Raw genomic sequence first — 2432 nt, 5'->3', positions numbered from 1 at the left:
TAAAATACTATCTAGTTTATATTAAAATACAATAGAAATTACAATCTAAAATATATTAAGAACTAAAATTAGGGCATCAGGGCACCTATTTTACCAAAYCTTAAAAATTAATATATTTAATCATTTTATAAAGTTATATAATTTTGATGCCCTAAATGCCCTAACTATATACATCTGTTGAAATTACTTACTTTCACTACAGGGCACTAACTAACTTTTTAATGCCCTATATAAAATCTTACTGTCCTAATGCCCTAGCTTTTTATTATTTTCTTAAAAAATCAGGGCATCAACCTATCTAAAACTATATAATGCCCGATAATAATGGGCATTTATATGGTGGAGTTATATATCCTCTTCTTCCATTGCTCTTTTTATACTGAGCACCATATTTAAATAAGCTTGTCTTTAATGAACTTGTAGAATTTATATTTAACTTACTACATATATCTGCTGTTGATTTCCACTTCCAATTTGACTTATCACTGTCCCAATCAAACTCTCTTTCAACTACAAGTTCAACATTTAAAGATATTTTAAAATCTTCATTGCTACTATTTAATAACTCTAATTCATCCTTTTCTAAATAATGTTTAACCTTATAATCTTCCTTTAAATGCATTACCTCTGCCCATAGCATATTTATATCTAAATTATCTATTATCTCAAAATCAATTTTTTCAACAGGTATTACCCAGTACCTTCTGTTTCCTGTATCATCTTTTAAGAAATCTCCATTGTTTACTGTTGCATAAAAAGATGTTCTTCTTGGGTATACCATAGGTTTCATAGCATATGGTCTTCTAAATTCATCACTACTTTCTGTTATAAAAGCTTTAAGTTTAGCCAAATCTCTTTTTAATGTAGAATCAAGTTCCCCTAACTCAGATACCCAGTATTTTATACATTGATATACTTTATCTTTATCACTTGGATCTAGTTCTAGTCCTGTTTTTACATACATKGGTATTAGTTTTTTGATAAGCCTTGTTTTACCTATTCCTTGCTTTCCTTGAAGTGTAAGTATACCTTCAATATTTTTACTTCCATCATTAAAAGGTATCATTGCAGTATTTATTAACCACTTAGTTATAAGTGTTTTCTTTAATTTAGGATTATAATCCTTTGGAGTAATAATAGCATCACATAGTTTTTGTATGTATTCATAGTTTCCATCAAAGTTCATATAGGATTCACTTAAATAATCTGCTACTGGATTTTTAGGATTTGATTCTGCTATTATTCCTATAAATTTATCAATCATATGAAGATTAAGATTAAATCCACACTTTGAACATAAGGAATGAATTTCTACAAGTTGGTTATCCCCATTGCTTACATCTAATCCTTMTATTTCAATATCTTTAGTTATTTCATTATAAGAAACTTGTATATTGTTTGCTTTTAGTATTTCATATAGGTTGTCCCAGATTTTCATAGGTTCACCTTTTTTATTTACAAAAGGATAGATGATATTATATTTTTTATCTCTCACTTCATCACTTTTACAACTTARTTCAAAGGCTTTRTCTAAATCACCTTCTTGTAAANATTTTTGATACTTATTATTATAAAAATTTACTAAGTTTTCTTTGTTTAAAGATTTTGAGGTATTAGTTTTTATATTTGGTAAATTTAAAGGTCTATTTAGTATTTCATAAGCTTTTTGTAAGGCTTGTATGAATGGTAGGTTTTCTATTTTTTGAATGAATTTTATTATGTCTCCACCTTCATTACAAGAAAAGCATTTATAGAAGGCTCCATTTCCTTTGTCTACTATTGAAAAGCTTGGTGTTTTGTCATTGTGAAATGGACAGCTCATTTTGTTTCTTTTTAGTTGGTTTGGATAGTAGTAGTTTATTACAGTTTCTAAGTCTTTTATATTATTTATTTCTTGTATATATGTTTTGAACATGTTTATCCCCCCTTAGTTTTTATAGTGTTATGTCTTTTGTGTCTATGTCTAATGATTTTGATATTTTATATATGGTTTGGGGTCTTTGTGTTCCTTGTCCGTTTACTGCTCTTGCGGCTGTTGATTTTGAGATTTGGCTTATTGATGCTAGTTTTGTTATTGAGTAGCCTTTTTGCAGCATTTTTGATTTTATTAGTTCTGTGTTTAGTTTGTAGTTCATATTTTCCCCTTTTTGTTTCATTTTGTTTTATGATTAGATGATATCAAAGGAGTTTGGTCGTAGTATAGTAAAGAAGTTTAATAAAATTTTTTATAAAAGTATTTTATAGAAAAAGNNNTTTTATGATTAAATAATACTAGAGAGGTTTTGTCAAAGTATATTAAAATAGTTTAGGAAAATTTTTTATAAAAATTCGCTTCTCTTGAGCGATGTGTCGACGAAACATTTCAAAACATCATTTTATGTTATAGTTTTTTGTACGTAAAAAAGAACTACTAATTATTATATTTTAGTAGA

General features: G+C 27.1%; 2 protein-coding genes. Both read right to left on the bottom strand.

The annotated features are described in order from the left end of the window. Positions 1 to 304: 304 nt before the first annotated feature. Positions 305 to 1915 carry a VapE domain-containing protein gene (locus tag G3997_RS00995; RefSeq protein WP_296646707.1) on the bottom strand — a complete coding sequence of 537 codons (1611 nt, stop codon included), beginning with the start codon at positions 1913 to 1915 and terminating at the stop codon, positions 305 to 307. A gap of 19 nt (positions 1916 to 1934) precedes the next feature. Further along, entirely contained in the window at positions 1935 to 2135 is a 201-nt protein-coding gene (locus G3997_RS00990) for a helix-turn-helix domain-containing protein (RefSeq protein WP_296646702.1), read from the bottom strand. Between the last annotated feature and the right edge of the window lie 297 nt (positions 2136 to 2432).

It is taken from the genome of Romboutsia sp. 13368 (assembly GCF_018336475.1).
Taxonomy (GTDB): domain Bacteria; phylum Bacillota; class Clostridia; order Peptostreptococcales; family Peptostreptococcaceae; genus Romboutsia.
This window is presented reverse-complemented; position numbering and strand designations above follow the sequence as displayed.